General features: G+C 65.2%; 20 protein-coding genes. 7 read left to right on the top strand and 13 right to left on the bottom strand.

What is annotated here, in order from left to right; all coding sequences use genetic code 11:
- Positions 1 to 71: 71 nt before the first annotated feature.
- The 5 genes from XI08_RS09435 to XI08_RS09415 all read right to left on the bottom strand — a co-directional run bounded on the left by XI08_RS09435 (position 72) and on the right by XI08_RS09415 (position 5,287).
- The gene (locus XI08_RS09435) at positions 72 to 833 is read right to left on the bottom strand and encodes an outer membrane protein (RefSeq protein ID WP_271574203.1); all 762 of its coding nucleotides are present in this window, start codon (positions 831 to 833) and stop codon (positions 72 to 74) included.
- Positions 834 to 999: 166 nt separating this feature from the next.
- On the bottom strand, positions 1,000 to 1,818 hold the full coding sequence (locus tag XI08_RS09430; protein ID WP_271574202.1) for an outer membrane protein: 819 nt from the start codon (positions 1,816 to 1,818) through the stop codon (positions 1,000 to 1,002).
- Positions 1,819 to 2,048: 230 nt separating this feature from the next.
- The gene (locus tag XI08_RS09425) at positions 2,049 to 3,299 is read right to left on the bottom strand and encodes an MFS transporter (RefSeq protein WP_271574201.1); all 1,251 of its coding nucleotides are present in this window, start codon (positions 3,297 to 3,299) and stop codon (positions 2,049 to 2,051) included.
- 255 nt (positions 3,300 to 3,554) lie between these two features.
- Complete coding sequence (gene glmM / locus XI08_RS09420) at positions 3,555 to 4,898, bottom strand: phosphoglucosamine mutase (RefSeq protein ID WP_027547690.1); 1,344 nt, start codon at positions 4,896 to 4,898, stop codon at positions 3,555 to 3,557.
- A gap of 221 nt (positions 4,899 to 5,119) precedes the next feature.
- Positions 5,120 to 5,287 carry a hypothetical protein gene (locus XI08_RS09415; protein WP_167771152.1) on the bottom strand — a complete coding sequence of 56 codons (168 nt, stop codon included), beginning with the start codon at positions 5,285 to 5,287 and terminating at the stop codon, positions 5,120 to 5,122.
- A gap of 106 nt (positions 5,288 to 5,393) precedes the next feature.
- Between XI08_RS09415 and XI08_RS09410 the strand changes: the two genes are divergently transcribed.
- A complete protein-coding gene (locus XI08_RS09410; RefSeq protein WP_271574200.1) occupies positions 5,394 to 6,530 on the top strand; it encodes an alpha-hydroxy acid oxidase in 1,137 nt (378 codons plus the stop codon).
- Positions 6,531 to 6,800: 270 nt separating this feature from the next.
- On the opposite strand, the gene XI08_RS09405 is transcribed toward XI08_RS09410, so the two are convergent.
- The 8 genes from XI08_RS09405 to XI08_RS09370 form a co-directional block, all read right to left on the bottom strand.
- Positions 6,801 to 7,406, bottom strand: a complete 606-nt coding sequence (locus tag XI08_RS09405) for a hypothetical protein (protein WP_442869787.1) — start codon at positions 7,404 to 7,406, stop codon at positions 6,801 to 6,803.
- Between the two features lie 97 nt (positions 7,407 to 7,503).
- Positions 7,504 to 8,130 carry a hypothetical protein gene (locus tag XI08_RS09400; protein WP_271574198.1) on the bottom strand — a complete coding sequence of 209 codons (627 nt, stop codon included), beginning with the start codon at positions 8,128 to 8,130 and terminating at the stop codon, positions 7,504 to 7,506.
- 56 nt (positions 8,131 to 8,186) lie between these two features.
- On the bottom strand, positions 8,187 to 9,026 hold the full coding sequence (locus XI08_RS09395; protein ID WP_271574197.1) for a shikimate dehydrogenase: 840 nt from the start codon (positions 9,024 to 9,026) through the stop codon (positions 8,187 to 8,189).
- Between the two features lie 70 nt (positions 9,027 to 9,096).
- The gene (locus XI08_RS09390; RefSeq protein ID WP_271574196.1) at positions 9,097 to 10,857 is read right to left on the bottom strand and encodes a SulP family inorganic anion transporter; all 1,761 of its coding nucleotides are present in this window, start codon (positions 10,855 to 10,857) and stop codon (positions 9,097 to 9,099) included.
- 94 nt (positions 10,858 to 10,951) lie between these two features.
- Complete coding sequence (locus XI08_RS09385; RefSeq protein WP_271574195.1) at positions 10,952 to 11,224, bottom strand: helix-turn-helix domain-containing protein; 273 nt, start codon at positions 11,222 to 11,224, stop codon at positions 10,952 to 10,954.
- Between the two features lie 316 nt (positions 11,225 to 11,540).
- Positions 11,541 to 13,589 carry an elongation factor G gene (locus XI08_RS09380; protein ID WP_271574194.1) on the bottom strand — a complete coding sequence of 683 codons (2,049 nt, stop codon included), beginning with the start codon at positions 13,587 to 13,589 and terminating at the stop codon, positions 11,541 to 11,543.
- A gap of 150 nt (positions 13,590 to 13,739) precedes the next feature.
- Positions 13,740 to 14,222 (bottom strand): DUF992 domain-containing protein, encoded by a 483-nt coding sequence (locus tag XI08_RS09375; RefSeq protein WP_027548409.1) that lies wholly within the window; start codon positions 14,220 to 14,222, stop codon positions 13,740 to 13,742.
- 396 nt (positions 14,223 to 14,618) lie between these two features.
- Positions 14,619 to 15,821 carry a pyridoxal phosphate-dependent aminotransferase gene (locus XI08_RS09370; RefSeq protein ID WP_027548410.1) on the bottom strand — a complete coding sequence of 401 codons (1,203 nt, stop codon included), beginning with the start codon at positions 15,819 to 15,821 and terminating at the stop codon, positions 14,619 to 14,621.
- Between the two features lie 644 nt (positions 15,822 to 16,465).
- Between XI08_RS09370 and XI08_RS09365 the strand changes: the two genes are divergently transcribed.
- The 6 genes from XI08_RS09365 (at position 16,466) to XI08_RS09340 (ending at position 20,338) form a co-directional block, all read left to right on the top strand.
- Positions 16,466 to 17,116: a glutathione S-transferase family protein gene (locus tag XI08_RS09365; RefSeq protein ID WP_271574193.1), complete on the top strand. Its 651-nt coding sequence runs from the start codon at positions 16,466 to 16,468 to the stop codon at positions 17,114 to 17,116.
- A 159-nt stretch (positions 17,117 to 17,275) separates the two neighbouring features.
- Positions 17,276 to 17,452 carry a hypothetical protein gene (locus tag XI08_RS09360; protein ID WP_164937506.1) on the top strand — a complete coding sequence of 59 codons (177 nt, stop codon included), beginning with the start codon at positions 17,276 to 17,278 and terminating at the stop codon, positions 17,450 to 17,452.
- 37 nt (positions 17,453 to 17,489) lie between these two features.
- A complete protein-coding gene (locus XI08_RS09355) occupies positions 17,490 to 17,684 on the top strand; it encodes a hypothetical protein (protein ID WP_271574245.1) in 195 nt (64 codons plus the stop codon).
- A 128-nt stretch (positions 17,685 to 17,812) separates the two neighbouring features.
- A complete protein-coding gene (locus XI08_RS09350) occupies positions 17,813 to 18,616 on the top strand; it encodes a PAS domain-containing protein (protein WP_271574192.1) in 804 nt (267 codons plus the stop codon).
- Between the two features lie 72 nt (positions 18,617 to 18,688).
- Complete coding sequence (locus tag XI08_RS09345; RefSeq protein ID WP_027548413.1) at positions 18,689 to 19,144, top strand: GNAT family N-acetyltransferase; 456 nt, start codon at positions 18,689 to 18,691, stop codon at positions 19,142 to 19,144.
- 252 nt (positions 19,145 to 19,396) lie between these two features.
- Positions 19,397 to 20,338, top strand: a complete 942-nt coding sequence (locus tag XI08_RS09340; RefSeq protein ID WP_271574191.1) for an aldo/keto reductase — start codon at positions 19,397 to 19,399, stop codon at positions 20,336 to 20,338.
- Positions 20,339 to 20,343 lie beyond the last annotated feature (5 nt).

Below are 20,343 nucleotides of genomic sequence, written 5' to 3'. Positions count from 1 at the left end.
TGCCGCCCCCACTGTCTGGCGACAGAGCATCAGGGCTCGCAGGGCCTGTCAATCGGCGCCATGCGCGGCGCTCAGAACTTGTATCCGAGCCCGGCGCGGACGCTATTGACGTTCGACTCGATGTCCGACGTCACCCGCAAATATTCGTATTCGACACGGACGAACAGGCCGCCGACCAGCATGGCGTCGAAGCCGAGGCCGCCGGAATAACCGTAGACCAGCTTGCTCTTGCTCGCGAAGGTCGTCGCAGGCTGCACCGACGACGGAGACGCCGAGGCGTAGCGATCGACGGTCTGGCTGCCGACCCCGCCACCGATAAAGGCGTAAGGCAGGAAGCATCCCCAGGCATAGCCGGCTCGCGCGCGCAGCGATCCGAAGTCAGACACGCCGACGACTGCGGATGTCGCGGTGGTGGCAATGACCGCGTTGAGGTTGTTGAACGTCTGTCCGACCGAGTTCGATGTCGACTTGAAACCACCATGAATGTAGTTGGCCTCGACGCCGAGCACGACGTCGTCCCATTGCCCATTATAGCCGGCAAACGCGCCATAGCCGGCGCTGTTGCTGTGCGCGAACGCGAGCGGTTGCCAATTGTAGGCCGGGCCCGGTGTGACGAAGGTCGACTGGATGTCGCTGTTGATGGTGGAGGAGATCTTCGACGTGATCGCGCCGTACTCGCCCTGACCGCCGACATAGTAGCCTTGCCAGTTGACGTTGGATCTCGACAGACCGTCCGTGAAGCTGCCGCGCAGGAACGGCAGATCCGGCATATCGGCCGCTTGCGCGGCAGACACCGTCCCCAACATCGCCGCCGCCAACAAAAGCCTACGCATCGGAACGCTCCATCGAACTCGAACTTTCGCCATGATCATGGCTCGTTAACCTTAACCAATGGTTGCGTCGGAGCCCTTGTCGCCACGAGCAATGAAAAATACGCAAAGCAAAACGGCGCGGGAGGGTCCCGCGCCGTTAAGAAGTCCTAACCGATCGGCTTGCCGATCAGCCCTTGGTGACGAGCGGCGGCGCGTAGACCGGCGGGCTGCTGAGGTCCCAGCGCACGCCGAACTTCAGGTCATGCGAGGTGATGTCCTTGAACTGCATGGTGCGGCCGCGGTTGAGGCCGGTGAAGTCGGTGAGCGTACCGGTGACTGCGTCTCCGAGGTCCACATAGCGATAGGCCAGTTCGAGCGTGAGGCTCGGATTGACCTTGTAGGCGAGACCGGCATGCGCGGCCCACGCGAGGTTCCATTTCGAGGTGTTCGGTGCAAAAGCAACACCGCCGTTCGGCGTGTTGATGTCCTGGAAGTTTGAAATGGTGTTGCGCGAAGCACCCACGCCGGCACCGATGAACGGGGTGATGCACCACCAGGTGCCGAGATCGACGTAGGCGTTGGCGAGCACCAGCCATTCCGACTTGCTGCCATGATACTCGTCGGTAAAGGCCGGAGCGCCGTTGAAATTGATGATCTGGAGACCATGCAGATTGGCGTTGCCGCGATATTCACCGGTCACGTCGGCGCGGAACCAGCTGTTGAACCTGTAACCGGCGCCGAGGCCGAAGATGCCGGCCGTGTCGAAGCCGAGCCCCTGGGTGGACGCAATGCTGATGCCGGGATCGACGAAGCTCGGGTTGAGCTGCTTCACCTTCTGATTGCTGAAGCCGATGTCGCCGCGCAGATACCAGCCGCCGAAGTCAGCCGCAGGGGCCGGCGGCGCGTACATGGGAGGGGGCGCCGCGATCGGCATATCGGCGGCGAACGCCATCGACGAGATCAGGGTTGCCGCACCCGCGGCAAGGAGAGACTTAACGCTACGCATTTGGCTTCGTCCTTATGGCCGGTGAGGCAAAAAATGCAGCCGCCTCACGTTCTGGAAACTCACAGGCGGACGATGGCAGCAAATGTTTAAGCGCCACTTAACCCTAATTTTTAAGGTTGATTTTTTGTGACTGCACACGCGGGATGCGGCGGTAGCGTTGCAAAAATGCAGCGCCACGCGTCCCAATTGCTAACAATGTATGAAGCCGCAATGCAGCGAAACAGGATCCGTTAACGCGTCTGCCGCGGCAGCTCGGGCAGGAACACCGCGAGCAGCCCGATCGCCGGCAGATAAGCGCAGACCTGATAGACGAACTCGATCGAGGTGTGGTCGGCGAGCTTGCCGAGCACGGCCGCGCCGAGGCCGCCGATGCCGAAGGCGACGCCGAAGAACACGCCGGAGATCATGCCGAAGCGGTGCGGCACCAGTTCCTGCGCGAACACGATGATCGACGACGTCGTCGAAGAGATGATCAGGCCGATGATGACGCTGAGCACGGCGCTGGCGTAGAGCCCGGCATAGGGCAGCGCCAGCGTGAACGGCAGCGCGCCCAGAATCGAGATCCAGATCACGATCTTGCGCCCGAAGCGATCCCCGAGCGGACCACCGAGAAACGCGCCGACCGCGTTCGCGGCAAGGAAGACGAAGAGATAGATCTGGGCGGCCTGCGTCGACACGCCGAAGCGGTCGATCAGATAGAAGATGTAGTAGCTAGACAGGCTCGAGACGTAGAGCTGTTTTGAGAACAGCAGCGCCACCAGCACGGCGAGCGCGACCGCGACGCGGCGCGAGCTCGGCGCATCAGGATGGGCTTGAACCGCCGCCGTCTTCTTCGCCTTGATCTGCGGCGCGTACCAGCGGCCGATGCGCCAGAGAACGACGATGGCAAGGAACGCGATCGAGGAGAACCAGGCGATGCTGCCCTGCCCGAACGGCACCACGATCAGCGCCGCCAGCACCGGGCCCATCGACGTGCCGAAACTGCCGCCGAGCTGGAACACCGATTGCGCAAAGCCGTAGCGGCCGCCGGAGGCGAGCCGCGCGATGCGCGCGGATTCGGGATGAAACACCGCCGAGCCGAGACCGACCAGCGCAGCGGCGAGGAGGATAACGAGATATTGGTGCGCGGCGCTGAGCAGCAGGAGGCCGAAGAAGGTCGAGGCCATGCCGATCGCCAGCGAATAAGGCTGCGCCTTCTTGTCGGTGTAGTGCCCGACCACCGGCTGAAGCAGCGAAGCCGTGAACTGGAAGGCCAGCGTGATCATGCCGATCTGCGCGAAGTCGAGCGCGTAGGTGTCTTTCAGGATCGGGTACACCGAGGCGATCAGCGACTGCATGGTGTCGTTGAGGAAGTGCGAGAAGCTGATGCCGGCGAGCACGACATAGGCCGGCCCCGCCGCCCTGGCGGCGGCGGGCGCCACGTCGCCGACGACGACGGGCTCGGTCAGCGTTTCCGCAGATACGACGACAGGCTTGTTCAATGGAACGATCCCGGCAGGCGCGGCGAACCGCCGCACTGCCTAACTACGATGCAAGCGGCGGTGGAACCACCGCCAAACGTCGATAGCTGGGATGCGCTCCGCGGCCGGTTTCACTGCGAAGCAGCGCGGCCTGCATGGTTCGAGACGCCCGCTTTGGGCGGGCTCCTCACCATGAGGGTTTCAGATTTCGCCGAGAAACAAGAATTCATCCTGAGGGCCCGCCAAAGGCGGGCGTCTCGAAGGATGGCTACGAGCTCAGGCCGCCGCCTGTCCCAGCGCCGAGACGATGGTGTCGACGACATCCTCGACCAAGATGCGATCCTCGCCCTCGCCCATGACGCGGATCACGGGCTCGGTGCCGGAGGAGCGGATCAGCAGGCGGCCGTGGCCGTTGAGGCGCTTCTCGCCGTCGGAGATCGCCGACTTGACGTCGGAATCGTCGAGCGGCTTGCCGCCCTTGTGGCGAACGTTCTTGAGGATCTGCGGCAGCGGATCGAAGCGGTGGCAGACTTCCGACACCGGCCGGCGCGACTTCTGCACCACGGCCAGCACCTGCAAGGCAGCAACGAAGCCGTCGCCGGTGGTGGCGTAGTCGGACAGGATGATGTGGCCGGACTGCTCGCCGCCGAGATTGTAGCCGCCGCTCAGCATCTGCTCGAGCACGTAGCGGTCGCCGACCGGCGTGCGCACGAGATCGAGCCCCTGCCCCTTCAGGAAGCGCTCGAGCCCGAGATTGGACATCACGGTGGCGACGATGCCCGGCCGCGACAGCCGGCCGTCTTCCTTCCAGCTCTGCGCGATCACCGCGAGCAGCTGGTCGCCGTCGACGATGTGGCCGCGCTCGTCGACCAGGATGACGCGATCGGCGTCGCCGTCCAGCGCAATGCCGATGTCGGCACGCATCTCGCGCACCTTCTTCGACAGCGCTTCCGGCGAGGTGGAGCCGCATTCCTTGTTGATGTTGAAGCCGTCGGGCTCGACGCCGATCGGCACCACGTCGGCGCCCAGCTCCCACAGCGCTTCCGGCACCACCTTGTAGGCGGCACCGTTGGCGCAATCGACCACGACGCGCAGCCCGTCGAGCGACAGATCGCGCGGCAGCGTGCGCTTGGCGAATTCGATGTAGCGGTCATGCACGCCGTCGATACGGCGGGCGCGGCCCAAGCTGGCACTTTGTGCCAGCCGCTTCTCGATGGGCTCGTCGAGCAGCTGCTCGATCTGCCTCTCGACGTCGTCGGAGAGCTTGAAGCCCTGGGGGCCGAACAGCTTGATGCCGTTGTCCTCGAACAGGTTGTGCGAGGCCGAGATCATCACGCCGAGATCGGCGCGCATCGACTTGGTCAGCATCGCGACCGCCGGCGTCGGCATCGGGCCGACCAGCAGCACGTCCATGCCGACCGAGGTGAAGCCGGCGACCATCGCGTATTCGATCATGTAGCCGGACAGGCGGGTGTCCTTGCCGATCACGACCCGGTGGCGGTGGTCACCGCGCTGAAACGCAAGGCCTGCGGCCTGGCCGACCTTGAGCGCGAGCTCCGGCGTGATCAGTCCGTTGGCGCGGCCCCTAATCCCGTCCGTCCCGAAATATTTGCGGCTCATATCGTCCCCCACGCAACAACCAGGGAATCCCCTCTACAACCACGAAGTGCCCGAACGGGCCCCGCATCCCTGATTTGCTGAGGTCTTATAAGGCCATCGCGGCTAACTTGGCTTCAAAAAATGTGATTAATCATTACGGGATAGGGGCGGACTTCGCCCCACTAACCGATTGTTAACACTATATTTCCCGTTAGGGAACCGGAACGGGGCGGAACCCGCCCCTATTTGGAGCGCTTCACATGGCCGTCAGCGCGGCTCGGCGCCGGCTGGGTGACGTTGACGGGATCCGAGCCCGGGAAGGTCTCTTCGAGGCCCTCTTCCAGGGCGTCCTCGAGGTCCTTCTTCTCCTTGATCTCTTCCGGTGTCGGTGCGGCGTGCGGCCTTGTCATGGCACCCTCCTCTCAAACGATTTGGCTGTGCATCCAACCATGCTAGATGACGCCTCGATCTTCCGATGCAAGACTTTCGGATACGAGACGGGCCGGGGACACGTTCATGAAGCACATCACCTGTATCGACGATCTTCGCGCGCTGCATAAGCGCCGCGTGCCGAAGGCGTTCTTCGACTATTGCGACCGCGGCTCCTATGCCGAGGAAACGCTGCGCGCCAACCGCGAGGACATGCAGGCGATCAAGTTCCGCCAGCGCATCCTGGTCGACGTCTCCAAGCGCGACACCTCGACGACGATCCTCGGCGAGCCCTCGACCATGCCGCTGGTGCTCGCGCCGGTGGGCCTCCTGGGCATGCAGCATGGCGACGGCGAGATCCACGCCTGCCGCGCCGCGCAGGCCGCCGGCATCCCGTTCACGCAGTCGACGATGTCGATCTGCTCGATCGAGGACATCGCCGCCAGCGTCGAGAAGCCGTTCTGGTTCCAGCTCTACGTGATGAAGGACCGCGGCTTCATCAAGGCGCTGATCGAACGCGCGATCGCGGCGAAATGCTCGGCGCTGGTGCTGACCGTCGATCTCCAGGTGATCGGCCAGCGCCACCAGGACATCAAGAACGGCATGACCGTGCCGCCGGAATGGTCGCTCTCGAAGCTGATCGATTTCGCCACCAAGCCGGCCTGGGTGTCGGGTGTGCTGCAGGGCAAGCGCCGCACCTTCGGCAATCTCGCCGGTCATCTGAAGGTCAGCGACGACATCACCTCGCTGTCGACCTGGATCAACTCGCAGTTCGACACCTCGCTGAACTGGAGCGACATCGATTGGATCCGCAGCATCTGGCCGGGCAAGCTGATCCTGAAGGGCATTCTCGACGTCGAGGACGCCGAGCTCGCCGCGAAGACCGGCGCGCAGGCGATCGTGGTCTCCAACCATGGCGGCCGGCAACTCGACGGCGCGCCGTCCTCGATCGAGGTGCTGCCCGAGATCGTCGATGCCGTCGGTGACAGGATGGAGATCATGTTCGACGGCGGCATCCGCTCCGGCCAGGACGTGATGCGCGCACTCGCGCTCGGCGCAAAGTCCTGCATGATCGGCCGCGCCTACGCCTATGGCCTGGGCGCCGGCGGCCAGGCCGGCGTCGCCAAAGCGATCGACATCATCCAGAAGGAACTGCTGACGACCATGGGCCTGTGCGGCGTCAACAGGATCGAGGAGATCGACGATCACATCATTGCGGTGTGAGGCGTTGAGGCGCGAAGAACGCGCCACAATCAACATCGTCGTCCCGGACAAGCGCAGTGCCGTAGGGTGGGCAAAGCGAAGCGTGCCCACCAACTTCGTGAAATGCAGGGAAGCGGTGGGCGCGGCGCGTTGCGCCTTTGCCCACCCTACAAGTTTTAGTTCGTCGTTCCGGGATGGTCCGAAGGACCAGACCTCAGGTGCGCAGTTGCGCACCGGGGAACCTCGAGATTCCGGGTTCGCGCTTCGCGCGCCCCAGAATGACACTTCGTGTCACATCGGCGGCGTAATCCCGTCCCTGCCGACGTTGACGCGGTTTGCCTCCAGCGAGCCGTCCTCCTTCTTCGCCGCGCCGAAGATGATCAGCCTGGCGCCCGGCTTGATCTCGGACCTGTCGCTGGCGACGAAGGTGACGATCGGGGTGTCCGGCGGCACCACGACTTTCTTCTCGCCGTCCTTGTATTTCACCGTGATGTTCTGACCGTCGGTGCCCTTGATCGTCTGCGAGACCGTCGCGTTGGTCATGGTCGAGTTGGCGCGCGCGTCCCAGGGCCGAAAGCCTTCGGCCGCGCCGCGCTGGTTCTCAGGGAAGATGTGCACGGCGATCGCCCTCTGGGTGCCGTCGGGCTCGGGCATGGCGGTGACGCCGATATAGGAGCCCTCCTTGATCTCCGACAGCTCCGTCTTCACCACGGCGAACACCGCGACGTTGTCGGTCATGCGTACCCTCACGTCGCTGCCCTCGCGCGTCTTGATGTCGAGCATGTTGCCGTCGACGCTCGCGATGGTGCCGCGGATGCGCACTGTCGGCGCCTGCTGCGCCGAGACAGAGGAAACAGCGATAAAGGTCGCGAAGGCTGCCGCGACGGCGCGCGGCATCCAGTTTTTCAGCTTCGGCATGATTGTCCCCTCCAGGGCGTTGCGACGGTCAAACACGGCAACCCCGTGTGACCGCCGCTATTCCCGGCCGTGACGATCACATCGGCGGCGTGAGGCCATCGCGCCCGACGTTGACGCGGTTGGTCTCGAACGAGCCGTCCGGCAACTGCTTCATGAAGGCGATCACCTTGGCGCCGGCCTTCAGGTCGGTCTTGTCGCCGGGCACGAAGGTCACCACCGGCGTGTTGTCGGGGACGAACACCTTCTTCTCGCCGTCCTTGTACTTGACCAGCAGCGTATGGCCGTCATTGCCGACCACGCTCTCCGACACCGTGGCGTTGGTCATGCTGGAGTTGGGCTTGAGGTCATAGGGGCGCGAGCCTTCGCCGGTGCCGCGCATGCTCTCCGGAAACACATGCACTTCGACGGCGTTGTCGCCGCCGTCAGGTCCCGGCACCGTGGTCGCGCCGACGAAGGAGCCGGGCTTGATGTCGGCGAGTGAAATTTTGGTGATGCCGGACACGCGCACATCGGATGCGATGTGGAGCTTGACGTCCTCGCCGCTGCGCGACTTGACCTGCAGGGTGTCGCCGTCGACGCGCTCGATCGTGCCGCGCACGCGCGTCGGCACCGACGCCTTCTGCGCGAAGGCATAGAGGGTGGAAGCGGCCACCATCGCGACGGCGATGAGCGGACGTGTGAAAGTTGCACGTTGAACAGGCATGATTGTCTCCGATTGTCCCCACGGATAGAGAACTCCGAAGACCGCGCGCTATTCTTTCAAGACTTTGTGAGATCGGCCTCGACCAGTGCGCGTAGCTCGGCCGTGACCCGCGGCCGCCGGCCGAACCACAGCTCGAAGCCGCGCACGGCCTGGTGCAGCAGCATGCCGAGCCCGTCGGCGGTCTTGAGGCCGCGCGCCTTTGCTGCGGCGAGCAGCGGCGTCACCAGGGGGACATAGACGAGATCGGCGACGACGGTCCCCTCCGGCAGGCGTGCAACATCAACATCAAGCGAAGGCTGCCCGTGCATGCCGAGCGAAGTCGTGTTCACGAGAAGTTTTGCACGCGGCAGCACGTCGTTGATCCCGTCCCACGTAACGGGCTGCACGTTCGGCCCGAACTCCTTCGCCAGCGTCTCGGCCCGCGCGATGGTGCGATTGGCGAGATGGATGCGCTTGATGCCGCGCTCGCGCAGGCCGAACACGACCGCGCGCGCGGAGCCGCCGGCCCCGAGCACCAGCGCCTCCTCGGCCACGTCCCAGCCCGGCGCGCTGGCATCGAGATTGTTGATGAAGCCCTCGACGTCGGTGTTGGTCGCGTGCAGCTCGCCGTCCTCGAACCACAGCGTGTTGGCGGCGCCGACGGCCTTGGCGCGCGCATCGGGCGTCGACAGTGCCAGCACGCCCTCCTTGTGCGGGATGGTGACGTTGGCGCCGACGAAGCCGCGCAGCGACAGCCGCAGCACGAAATCGCGGAGATCGTCGGGCGGGACCGCCTCGATGACATAGCCGCCGGCGATCCCGAGCGTGCGCAGCCAGTAATGATGGATCAGCGGCGAGCGCGAATGCGCTGCCGGCCATCCGATCAGACAGGCTGCGGGAGCCTTGGTCACGGTCATCTTCTCCCCGGATCGTATCCGAGGCGATCCATTTCGCGTCCCGCGGGCTCTGTCAAGCGCGCCAGCGCCACTAGTGCGCGGCGGCACCATCCGGGGCGGCCGCGCGCTTTGCCGCGCCGCCCTTGATGTCGGCGACCGCGCGCTCGATGGTCTCGCGATAGCGGGCGCGCGGCGGGGTGACGCCATGGGTCAGCAGCGCGCGGCGGACCGCGGGCGAGGCGCCGGTGATGAACAGCCTGATGCCCTGGCGGTGGGCCTTGGCGGCGACGCGGCCGAGCACGTTGGCCGCCGTCGAATCCAGGAACGGCACCGCGGCGAAATCGACCACGAAACCCTTGCGCTTGTCGGCGATGCCGTCGAGCACGCCTCCGATCGCGGACGCGGCGCCGAAGAAGAACGCGCCGGTGATGCGATAGACCAGCACGTCGCGATCGACCGCAAGCGCGGGATCGTAGGGAACGCGTTCGCCATTGCCGTCATCGGGACGGTCGGCGGCCACCAGCGGCGTGCGCTCCTCGATACCCGTCATCTCCGACATGCGATGGATGAACAGCACCGCGCCGAGCGCGAAGCCGACCAGAATGCCTTCGGTCAGGTCGCGGAAGATCGTGAGCAGGAAGGTCGCGAGCAACACGACGGCGTCGCCCCAGGAGGAGCGCAGCAGCGTCGCGAATTCCTGCTTCTCCGCCATGGTCCAGGCCACCACGACCAGCACGGCGGCGAGCGCGGCCAGCGGGATGTAGCTGGCGAGCGGTGCTGCGATCAGCATGAACAGCAGCAGGAAGACGGAGTGCAGCATGCCCGCGAGCGGCCCCCGCGCGCCGGCGCGGATGTTGGTCGCGGTGCGCGCGATCAGGCCGGTGACGCAGATGCCGCCGAACAGTGCCGAGCCGACATTGGCGACGCCCTGCGCGACCAGCTCGCAATTGGAGCGGTGCCGGCGTCCGGTCATGCCGTCGGCCACCACGGCGGACAGCAGCGATTCGATCGCGGCCAGCAGCGCGAAGGCGATCGCATCCGGCAGCACCGCCTGCACCTTCGCAAGCGAGAACGCGGGCAGCGCGGGCGACGGCAGTTCGCGCGGGATGCCGCCGAAGCGCGATCCGATGGTCTCGACCGGCAGCGACAGCACGGCGCTGACGACCGCAGCAAACACGACCGCGATCAGGATACCGGGCCAGGACGGCCGCCAGCGCCGCAGGGCGGCGATGATAACGATGCTGCCGATTGCGACGGCAAGCGCCGACGCGTTGAGGGTAGGCAGGCCTCCGACCAGCGCTGCGAGTTTCGGGACGAATTCGCTGGGCTCCTTGCCCGCCAGCGTGATCCCTGAGAGATCGCGGAGCTGGCTGGCGAAGATGATCACGGCAATGCCGGCGGTGAAGCCGACCGTGACCGGATAGGGAATGAACTTGATGTAGGTGCCGATGCGCAGGAGGCCCGCGGCGATCAGGAACAGGCCCGCCATCATGGTGGCGAGGATCACACCGTCGACGCCGTGCCGCTCCGCGGTCGCCGCAACCAGCACAATGAAGGCGCCGGCCGGTCCGCCGATCTGGAACCGGCTGCCGCCGAGCAGCGACGCGAGGAAGCCGCCGACAACGGCGGTGTAGAGGCCGCGGTCCGGCGTCACGCCTGAGGCGATCGCGATCGCCATCGACAGCGGCAGCGCCACGATCGCAACCGTGAGACCAGCAAAGACGTCGGCGCGGAAATCCGCGAGGCCATAGCCCTCACGCCAGACGGTGACGAGCTTTGGCAGGTACAGTTCGGCAAAGGTCGGCTGACGCAGCTGATGCAGCCGGCTTGCGTGATCGCTCGTGATGCTCATGCCCCACAATGCTCCGAAGCATCGTGCGTCCCGCGCCCCCGCGTGCGCGACGATGCGCTAGGTCATTCTGATCCCGAGCACGATCAACGCCCGATCATGCTCCGGCGCGACGCGGCGGCCCGGGCTCCCGCAGGCGAACACCACGTCCGCCGCTGTCGCTGCGCGCCTGCTCGCCGATCAGTTCGACGCCGGCCCGGTCGAACGCCTCGACCACCTTGATCAAGGTCTCGACCACGCCGCGAACATTGCCCGTGCTGGCCTCCATCCGCTGGATGGTCGGCAGCGACACGCCGGCGAGCTCGGCCAGGGTTTTCTGGTCGATGCCGAGCAGCGCGCGGGCTGCCCGCATCTGGAATGACGTGATCACCTTGGCCTCACGTATCAGAGCTTATAAGTGATATTTCAGATATGTACAATGATGTAAATACATCATTGTGGGGCGAGTGCAAGGGCTGCCCGGCAGTCTCCTCCGTCATTGCGAGGAGCTCTTGCGACGAAGCAATCCAGACCGCCTCCGCGGAGACAGTCTGGATTGCTTCGCTACGCTCGCAATGACGAAGAGGAGGAGGGTGCGTGAGTCCAACTTTCGCCGTGCGCTCGGACGCAGCCCCTGCCCCCCCTCTCCCCGCAAGAACGGGGAGAGGGAGTGAGAGAGCGGTGCGTCCCTTACTACGCGCGGCGACTTACGCCGCGTGCTGATGCGCGGCGATGATCTGGTCGGCGGCGCGGCCCGTAACTTCGGCCATGTGGTCGAACTGACGGGTGAAGCTGCCGGCACCGGCGGTGGCTGACCGCAGCTCGACGATCAGCTCGCCGATCTCGGCTTCCGGCATCATGGCGCGGACGCAGTCCCAGCCGCTCCAGCCGTCGCGGGTGTCGAAGCCGAGGATCTGGCCGCGCCGCGCCGACAGGATCGCGTTGATCTTGGCGGTGGCATCCGTCGGGCAGACGATCTCGACCACGTGGATCGGCTCCAGCAATACCGGCTGGCATTGCGGCAGGCCTTCGTTGAGTCCGACCCGCGCGGCGGTACGGAAGGCGAGATCGGAGGAATCGACGCTGTGATAGGAGCCGTCGGTCAGCGTCACCTGCACGTCGGTGACGGGGAAACCGAGCGGACCGCGCGTGAGCCCGTCGACGACGCCTTCTTCCACCGCCGGGATGTAGTTGCGCGGCACCGCGCCGCCCACCACCTTCTCAGCGAATTTGAAGCCGTCGCCGCGCGGCAGCGGCTTGATGTCGAGCACGACATCGCCGAACTGGCCGTGGCCGCCTGACTGCTTCTTGTGACGGCCGCGCTGGGTGATCGGCTTGCGGATGGTCTCCTGATAACCGATCGCGGGCGGATGCGAGGCAACCTTGACGCCGAAGCGATCGCGCAGACGTTCGCTGGCGACGCGCAGATGCATCTCGCCCTGGCCCCACAGCACGGTGTCGTGGGTCTTTGCGTTCTGCACGACCATGAGCGAGGGATCCTCCTCATGCAGCCGCATCAGCGCCTGGCCGAGCTTGACGTCGTCCTTGCGGTCGGTGGCCGCAACCGAGATCGCGAGCACGGCCGACGTCGGTTCTGCGGCGACAAGCGCTGCCGGCTGGGTCTTGCCGCTCGAGACCATGTCGCCGGTCTTGACCGGATCGACCTTGGCGAGCGCGACCGTGTCGCCGGCTTCCGCCGAGGCGCGCTTGGTGTCGTAGGCGCCGTTGACGGCGAGGATGCCGGAGATGCGCCCTGCGCCGCCGGAGGAGGATTGCAGCGTGGCACCGTCGTCGAGATGGCCGGCGAGCAGCCGCGTCAGCGACAGCTTACCGCCGTGCTGCGAGTGCAGCGTCTTGAAGACATAGCCGAGCGCGTCCTTGCTCTCGGGGGCGCCAAGACGTTTGGCGGTCTCCGCAACACCCGGCGCCTCGTGGCGCAACGCCTTCATCAGGCGCAGCACGCCGTTCTCGCGGCCGGCAGCGCCGAGCAGCACCGGGCAGATCAGCCCTTCGCGCAATTCGCGGGCGAGATCGTCGAACACGGCATCGCGCGGCGGCTGGATGTCCTCCAGCAGCTGTTCCATCAGCGCATCGTCGTGGTCGGCGAGCTTCTCCAGCATCGAGAAGCGCGCCTCCTTCTCGCGGTCGAGATCGCCGCCTTCGAGCGCGATCACCTCGGAGGCCTTGTGCTCGCGATAGATGAAGGCGCGCTCCAGCGCGAGATCGACGAAGCCCTCGATCAACTCGTCCTTCCAGATCGGGATCTGGCGCAGCACCAGCGGCACGCGCGAAGCGGGCTGGAGCGTTGCGAGCGTCTCGCGGATGCGCTTGTTGGCGCGGTCGATCTTGTTGAGGAACAGGAAACGCGGAATCTTCAGCTCCTCCAGCTCGCGCAGGATGATCTGAAGCTGGGGCAGCTTCTTCTCGTCGGCTTCGCAGACCACGACCACGGCATCGACCGCGGGCAACGCGGCGCGCATGTCGTGGGCGAATTCGACGGAACCGGGACAGTCGAGGAAGGTGTAGCTGTCGCCCATGAAACTCGTGGTGGCGGCAGTGAGGCCGACGGTCATCTTGTGATGACGGGCCTCGGGCGTGGCGTCGCCGACGGAAGTTCCGGCATCGACGCTGCCGGCACGCGGGATTGCGCCCGTTCGTGCCAATATCGCTTCAAGAAGTGTGGTTTTACCGCTTTGGAATGGGCCCACCAGCGCAATGCACCGTGGACCTCGGGGACTTCTGACGTCTTGTCCCATTCGCCGCCTCCTTGGTGTGGAGCTCGGCCCATGATTGGGTCGGCAAACGCGGATGCTCTGCCCGTCCCCGAGATTTGGCAAGCGTCAAACGTCGCTGCGGTGCGTCGTCGTGATCGCGCCGGTGGAACGGCGCGATCACACGCATAATTGTTAGCGGCCGGGGCGGAGTTCCAGGCTCTCGAGGCCGGCGGCGACGTTGAGGCCGACCTGGCCCTGCACGCTGAGCGGCTGGAGCGCGATCGAATTGTTGGAGCCCCCGACCAGCACGTTGCCGCCGAGGCCGACGCCGACCGACGCACTGCCTTGCGCGCCCGCATAGGTGCCGGAGAGGTCGCCCGGTCCGAGTCGGTCCACCGGCGCGAACACGCCCCAGGCAAGCGCGGTCTCCTGGGTGATGCCGATGTCGAGACCGACTTTGCGGATGGTCGCGACGTAGCGATCCTCCGGCAAACCGTCGGCACGCAGGACGCAGCCGAGATTGGTCACCGATCCCACGATGAAGCCAACGCTGGCACCGCCGCGGCATTCGAGCACGCCGACCCGCACCATCCGCTGCTGCTGTGCGCCGCCGTTTGCGACGGAGGCAACGAGGCTGGCGGCGGCGAGCCCGGCGAGGAGGAATGAGCGGCGCATGAATGTCTCCGGCGATGAATGTGATGCGAGCAGAGCGGACACCCTACCCGTGGCGCGCGATGGTCTATGCCACAAGAGTCCTGGCGGTGCCAGATCGGACACATCTGAAACCGAACGCGCGGAGAGAGCCCTTCACCCCACTTCTCCCGTAAGAACGGGGCAAGGGAGCGAGCGAGCATTGCGTCCCTCACGACGCAAGCGCCCTAACCTCTCCCCGCTCTTTTGCGGGGAGAGGTCGGATCGCCTCGGCGATGCGAAGCATCGTCCGGTCGATCCGGGTGAGGGGCATGGCAGCATATCAATCAGGGCAAATGTCCATCCGACTCAGCGCGATCGACGCACAAATAAAAAAAGGCCCGCGCGAAGCGGGCCTTTTCAATCATTGTCGCGATTGGCTCAGCGCAAATTGCCGCAGAAGCGCTGGATGCGCTTGCAGGCGTCTTCGAGATCCGAGGTCTTGGTCGCGTAGGAGATGCGGAACGCCGGGCCGAGGCCGAAGGCCGAGCCCTGCACCACGGCGACGCCTTCGGTCTCCAGCAGCTCGGTGACGAACTGCTCGTCGTTGGAGATCAAATTGCCCGACGGCGCTTTCTTGCCGATCGTGCCGGCGCAGGACGGATAGACATAGAACGCGCCTTCGGGGCGCGGGCACTCGATGCCGTTCGCCTGGTTGAGCATGGAGACGACGAGGTCGCGGCGCTCCTTGAACACCTTGTTGTTGGCGGGGATGAACTCCTGCGGACCGTTCAGGGCCTCCACCGAGGCCCACTGTGCGATCGAGCACGGGTTCGAGGTCGACTGCGACTGGATGGTCGACATCGCCTTGATGAGCTGGGCCGGGCCGCCGGCATAGCCGATGCGCCAGCCGGTCATGCAATAGGCCTTCGACACGCCGTTCACGGTGAGCGTGCGGTCGTAGAGGCTGGGCTCGACCTGCGCGACGGTGGTGAACTGGAAGTCGTCATAGACGAGGTGCTCGTACATGTCGTCGGTCATCACCCACACATGCGGGTGCTTGACCAGCACGTCGGTGAGCGCCTTCAGCTCGGCCCGGGTGTAGGCCGCGCCGGTCGGGTTCGACGGCGAGCACAGGATCACCCATTTGGTCTTCGGCGTGATCGCGCGCTCGAGCGCTTCGGCCCCGAGCTTGAAGCCGGTCGCCGCGGTGCAGACCACCGGCACCGGCTCGCCGCCGGCGAGCGCCACCATCTCGGGATAGCTGACCCAGTACGGCGCGGGGATGATCACCTCGTCGCCCGGATTGATGGTCGCCATCAGCGCGTTGTAGAGCACCTGCTTGCCGCCGGTGCCGACGATGATCTGGTTCGGCTTGTAGACGACGCCGTTCTCGCGCTGAAACTTCGCGATGATGGCTTCCTTCAGCTCGGGGATGCCGTCGACCGCGGTGTACTTGGTCTTGCCGGCCTCGATGGCGTGGATCGCCGCCAGCTTGATGTTGGCGGGCGTGTCGAAGTCGGGCTCGCCGGCGCCGAGGCCGATGACGTTGCGGCCCGCCGCTTTCAGCGCACGTGCTTTATCCGTGACCGCGATGGTCGCGGACGGCTTCACACGGTCGAGCGCAGCGGCAAGGAAGGACATCGTCATCTCCTGACAAGCGTCGTGAACCCATGGGTCGTCACGACTCTGATTGTGGGAATGGAGCCATCCTAAAACGTGTGCCGCTGCGCCGCAAGAAACTTCGGCCCGATCTCGCAAAAGTTTACGGATTCCGGCGTTTCGACGCGCGATTTCCCGCAATATTCCGTCACTTTGCCGCCCGAATCCCTCATATCCGGCAAGGCCTGTCCTCGGAGCAATTTTGCGTGTTGGCCGTCATGAAATCAGACCGTCGTCATGCCCGAGCAAAGTCGTCCGAAGGACGGCGTCGCTTGCGCTCGCCTATGTCCCGGGCATCCACGTTCTTCGTGCCGCGCGGCAAGGCGTGGATGGCCGGGTCAAGCCCGGCCATGACGATTGCGGAGGCGTCAACGCCCTACCCCCGATTGGATCGCTCAGCGATCTCACACGAATGCACGGCGCAATGCGTCGCCCACGTTGACGCAAGCGTGATCTGATTTGCATCGTCGTGTGGAAATGATCTTCCGTGGCGTTGCAGTGCGGTAGGGTTTTCGAGTTTTTCTATAGGCTGGCTCTTGCGGCGGATTCGCATCGGCATCATTGTTTAGCCGCGGTTCGGGGCAACAAGCGCCGCGCCTTCCCGTCCTCGGTTTAGACCTCCCAGAATGTACAAGCTCTATTCGATGCAACGCTCCGGCAACAGCTACAAGGTCCGCCTTGCGCTGGCGCTGTTGAACTTGCCTTACCAAGCGGTCGAGGTGGACATTCTGCGCGGCGAGAGCCGTACGCCGGACTTTCTGTCCAAGAACCCGTCAGGCCAGGTGCCGCTGCTCGATGTCGGCGGCGACCGCTATCTCGCCGAGTCCAACGCCATCCTCTGGTACGTCGCCGTCGGCACGCCGCTCGCGCCTGAGAACCGCATCGATCGCGCCGAGGCGCTGCAATGGATGTTCTTCGAGCAGCACGCGCTCGAGCCGAACATCGGCGCCGCCTATTTCTGGCTGTCGCTGGTCAAGGGCGGCCGCGACCTCCAGACCCATTCGCTGGAGGACTGGATGGAACGCGGCTATGGTGCGCTCCAGGTGATGGAGAACCATCTCAAGACCAACGCCTATTTTGCCGCGCGCCAGCTCACGGTCGCCGACATCGCGCTGTACGGCTATACCCATCTCGCCGACCGCTGCGACTTCGACCTCTCGACCTTCCCGGCGATCCGGGACTGGCTGAAGCGCGTGGAGGCTGCGCCCGGCTTCGTCTCAATGGACTGGCGGCCGGCCGACGTCGACGACCCCGCCAGCATCGCCGCCAGCGCCTGATGTCGCGGGCCCGCTCGTGGTGAAATAGCGGGCATAAGGGTCGTCTTTGCCGCAATCCCGCCATTTTCGTTGCGGCAGCCGCCGCAATGTTGCCGGTTGAAACTGGGAAATTCTGGAAAGTCGCGGGTGATTCGCTCGCACGTTGAAGGATTTAGACCCATGACTCGGGCGTCCGGCACGGCAGGCTTTCAGGGCCAACCCGCTACCGTTGCGTCTTCCCGGCTGACCAACGCGGTCGCGGCCTCGCTCGCCGTCGCCGCGCTCTCGCTGTGCCTGATCGTCACCCTGACGGTGCTGTCGACCAAGGCGACCATGGCGATGGGCCTGCCGGTCTGATTCCCGTTTCATCCTGGACCAGCCTTCAGGGCGCCGCGTGACCCGCGCCGACCGGCATCGCGACAGGACATCGATGAAGTCACCTGTGGTAGTCGTTGCAATCACCCTGACTGCGGCCATCCTGGTCGCGGCATCGCTGTTGATTTTCACCGGCATGCGCAAGAGCTCGGGCACCTCGACACTGAATGCGCCCGTGGCGCAGCAACGCGTCAGGCACGCGCACTTGGTCTAAAATCATCCGAAAGCTTTGCGCACCGCCGCAAGCCGCCCTTAAGCACTTCGCACGAATTCACACCGCACCGGTGCACCCATCAGTCAGTATCGCCGCCTTACCTCGTTCAGGGAGGAACGAGACAGGCCATGCGACTCGGATGGCGTGCGATCTGCGGTCCGGTGCTGACAGCGGCGACCCTGCTGCTGGCGATCCTGTTCGATCGCTCTGTCCCCTCGCCCGCGCCGTTGTTCGTCTGCATCGTGGCGCTTGCCGGCGCGCTGTCGGGTTTCGCCTCCGCCATCACCAGCGCGGCCCTCGCCGTGACCGGCGCGGCGCTGCTCCTCTTCTTCCACCGCGCCATGCCCTTTGCGACCGCGGATCTGGTCCAGCTCGGCCTCCTCGCAGTGACGACCGCCTGCACTGCCGCGATCACCGGCCTGATGCGCGAGCGGCTGCTCGGCACCTTTGCCGCCGAGCGTCAGAGCCACGCCACCGCCGCGCGGCTGTCGGCCGCGCTCGACCAGGTCGATATCGGCATCGTGCTGCTCGATGCCGAGACGCGCGCCGAATTCATCAACCGCGCGTTCCGAGATTATTTTGCTGTGCCGGACGACATCGCCGACGGCAAGCCGCCCTTCGTCGCGCTGATGTATCACGGCCGCGACACCGGCGCGTTCGAACTGCCGGAGGACGAGCTCGCCACCTTCATCGCGCAGCGCATGGAGATGGTGCGGATCGGCGATGCCACGCCGATCAACATCGCCTTGCGCAGTGGCGAAGTGCTGCGCTTCGTCTGCGCCGCGCTGCCCGACGGCGGGCGCATGCTGAGCTACACCCCGGTGACCGACCTCGTACGCCACACCGATGCGCCCTCGCGCGCCGACTACTACCGCGCGCTGCGCGACCCCACCGGCCGCAAGCTGATCCGGTACTTGCGCGCCGCTGAATAGCGTCACAGCGCGATTGATCGACGCGCCCTTCATCACGTATGAAGGGCACTTCATCGATCGCGGAATTTCCAGATGTCGCTCACCGTTCGCTCCGTCACCAAGCAGGACTACGATCAATGGCTGCCGCTGTGGGACGGCTATAACGCCTTCTACGGCCGTTCGGGCCCGACCGCGCTCGCGCCCGAGATCACGCGGATGACGTGGCAGCGCTTCTTCGACGCCTATGAACCCGTGCATGCGCTGGTCGCCGAAAGCGACGGCCGGCTGCTCGGGCTGACGCACTACCTGTTCCATCGCAGCACCACCGCGATCGAGCCGTCCTGCTATTTGCAGGACCTGTTCACGCTGGAGGCCGCACGCGGCAAGGGCGTCGCCTCGGCGCTGATCCACGGCGTATACGAGCGGGCGAAACTGGCGGGATCGCCGCGCGTCTACTGGCAGACGCACGAGACCAACGTCACGGCGCAGCGCCTGTACGACAAGGTCGCGGAGCGGTCCGGCTTCATCGTCTATCGCAAGCTGTTTTAATTCTAGCGCGCAGCCTGTGGATAACTCCGGATGTCACCTGTGCGTTACATAGCGGGACTAGGCTCCGCCTGCGTCTGATCAGGCCCCCCGTCACCGATCAAGCGCCCCCAAGCGGTCCCCGTCAGTCGCCGCGTCTGACAGGGGCCGCACTTTTTTGTCCGCTCTGCCGGCATGGCAGCAGCGCGGTGAGCAGCTTGCTGCTGCGGCGCACGGTGGTCACAATGCGCCGCTGCTCATCTGACAGGATCTCTCATGGAAATTCGTAATCTCGGCGCCTCCGGCCTTCGCGTGTCCGCGGTCGGGCTCGGCTGCAACAATTTCGGCCAGCGCACCGACCTCGAGACCTCGCGCAAGGTGATTCATCGCGCGCTCGACCTCGGCATCACGCTGTTCGACACCGCCGACATCTATTCGAACATGGGCGGCTCGGAAAACGTGCTCGGCACTGTCCTGGGCGACCGCCGCAAGGACATCGTGCTGGCGACGAAGTATTCCAAGCCGATGGCGGAGGACGGGACCAAGCAGGGCGCCTCGCGCCGCTACATCATCAACGCGGTGGAAGCGAGCCTGAAGCGGCTGAAGACCGATTACATCGATCTCTACCAGCAGCACGACTATGACCCGTTGACGCCGATCGAGGAGAGCCTGCGCGCGCTCGACGATCTCGTCCGGCAGGGCAAGGTCCGCTACATCGGCAATTCGAACTTTCCGGCCTGGCGGGTCGCCGAGGCGGAGTACGTCGCACGCGCGATGAATGTCAGCCGCTTCGTCTCCTGCCAGGACGAATATTCCCTGGTGGTGCGCGACATCGAGAAGGATCTGCTGCCGGCAGCAACGGAATACAAGCTCGGCCTGTTGCCGTTCTTCCCGCTCGCAAGCGGACTTCTGACCGGCAAATACCGGAAGGGCGAGAGCGCTCCTGATGACAGCCGCTTCGGCAAGGTGCCGCGGCTGCGCGACCGCTACGTCACGCCGCGCAACGAGGACATCGTCGAGAAGCTCCAGGCCTTCGCCAAGGCGCGCGGACACAGCATGCTCGAACTCGCCTTCTCCTGGCTCGCCGGACGCCCGCAAGTGTCGAGCGTGATCGCTGGCGCCACCCGCGTCGAGCAGATCGAGGAGAACGTCAAGGCGATCGCCTGGAAGCTCAGCACTGATGATCTTGCCGAGATCGACAAGATCACGCTGGGCTGACCTCT

It is taken from the genome of Bradyrhizobium sp. CCBAU 11361 (assembly GCF_028128935.1).
GTDB lineage: Bacteria > Pseudomonadota > Alphaproteobacteria > Rhizobiales > Xanthobacteraceae > Bradyrhizobium > Bradyrhizobium niftali.
The sequence above is the reverse complement of the archived record's forward strand: the minus strand, read 5'-3'. Positions and strand labels throughout refer to the sequence as shown.

Coding starts and splice junctions, on each gene's coding strand:
- XI08_RS09435 (WP_271574203.1), bottom strand. CDS start 833: ATGCGTAGGCTTTTGTTGGCGGCGGCGATGTTGGGGACGGTGTCTGCC.
- XI08_RS09430 (WP_271574202.1), bottom strand. CDS start 1,818: ATGCGTAGCGTTAAGTCTCTCCTTGCCGCGGGTGCGGCAACCCTGATC.
- XI08_RS09360 (WP_164937506.1), top strand. CDS start 17,276: ATGACTCGGGCGTCCGGCACGGCAGGCTTTCAGGGCCAACCCGCTACC.
- XI08_RS09370 (WP_027548410.1), bottom strand. CDS start 15,821: ATGTCCTTCCTTGCCGCTGCGCTCGACCGTGTGAAGCCGTCCGCGACC.
- XI08_RS09345 (WP_027548413.1), top strand. CDS start 18,689: ATGTCGCTCACCGTTCGCTCCGTCACCAAGCAGGACTACGATCAATGG.
- XI08_RS09415 (WP_167771152.1), bottom strand. CDS start 5,287: ATGACAAGGCCGCACGCCGCACCGACACCGGAAGAGATCAAGGAGAAG.
- XI08_RS09380 (WP_271574194.1), bottom strand. CDS start 13,589: ATGGGACAAGACGTCAGAAGTCCCCGAGGTCCACGGTGCATTGCGCTG.
- XI08_RS09350 (WP_271574192.1), top strand. CDS start 17,813: ATGCGACTCGGATGGCGTGCGATCTGCGGTCCGGTGCTGACAGCGGCG.
- glmM (WP_027547690.1), bottom strand. CDS start 4,898: ATGAGCCGCAAATATTTCGGGACGGACGGGATTAGGGGCCGCGCCAAC.
- XI08_RS09375 (WP_027548409.1), bottom strand. CDS start 14,222: ATGCGCCGCTCATTCCTCCTCGCCGGGCTCGCCGCCGCCAGCCTCGTT.
- XI08_RS09340 (WP_271574191.1), top strand. CDS start 19,397: ATGGAAATTCGTAATCTCGGCGCCTCCGGCCTTCGCGTGTCCGCGGTC.
- XI08_RS09405 (WP_442869787.1), bottom strand. CDS start 7,406: ATGCCGCGCGCCGTCGCGGCAGCCTTCGCGACCTTTATCGCTGTTTCC.
- XI08_RS09365 (WP_271574193.1), top strand. CDS start 16,466: ATGTACAAGCTCTATTCGATGCAACGCTCCGGCAACAGCTACAAGGTC.
- XI08_RS09390 (WP_271574196.1), bottom strand. CDS start 10,857: ATGAGCATCACGAGCGATCACGCAAGCCGGCTGCATCAGCTGCGTCAG.
- XI08_RS09400 (WP_271574198.1), bottom strand. CDS start 8,130: ATGCCTGTTCAACGTGCAACTTTCACACGTCCGCTCATCGCCGTCGCG.
- XI08_RS09410 (WP_271574200.1), top strand. CDS start 5,394: ATGAAGCACATCACCTGTATCGACGATCTTCGCGCGCTGCATAAGCGC.
- XI08_RS09395 (WP_271574197.1), bottom strand. CDS start 9,026: ATGACCGTGACCAAGGCTCCCGCAGCCTGTCTGATCGGATGGCCGGCA.